General features: G+C 48.4%; 1 pseudogene. It reads left to right on the top strand.

Annotation, left to right across the window (positions count from 1 at the left end):
- Window positions 1-228 precede the first annotated feature (228 nt).
- Window positions 229-306, top strand: a pseudogene (locus tag AB5Y97_RS07880) (gamma carbonic anhydrase family protein); the annotation flags it as partial.
- Window positions 307-504: the final 198 nt, after the last annotated feature.

The following is a 504-nucleotide window of genomic DNA, read 5'->3' as shown; positions in this document are numbered from 1 at the left end:
TTCAAAGGCTTTTCGAGGTTATCGACGAGGTTGTTTGCGTTGCCGCTTGCCCTGTCGATGGAGGCGCATTATAGGGAACAGATTCTTTCTGGCAACCCCTCATCGGCAATAAAATTGCAAAAAACTGCACTTTTTTAGTTATTCATCTCCAACCACAGCTTTTATACAAACTTATCCACAGATAATGAGTTCCAGGTTGCTAGAATGGCCGAAAACAAGGAGGCCAAGATGGACTTGCGACTGAGACCCTACAAGGGAAAACGCCCGCAACTGGGCAAACGGGTGTATGTAGACCCCTGCGCGACATAGGTGGGCGATATCGAACTGGCCTACGCTGCTCGAATGAAATGAACAGACAATTCACCATTTCGCCAGGTTCAGGAACAACTCTTACTTCCTATATAGAAGGAGTTGAGGCAGTTGAGGCAGTTGAGGCAGTTGAGGCAGTTGAGGCAGTTGAGGCAGTTGAGGCAGTTGAGGCAGTTGAGGCAGTTGAGGCAGTTG

The organism is Aeromonas sp. R10-2, assembly GCF_040908445.1.
GTDB classification, from domain to species: Bacteria; Pseudomonadota; Gammaproteobacteria; order Enterobacterales; family Aeromonadaceae; genus Aeromonas; species Aeromonas veronii.
This window is presented reverse-complemented; position numbering and strand designations above follow the sequence as displayed.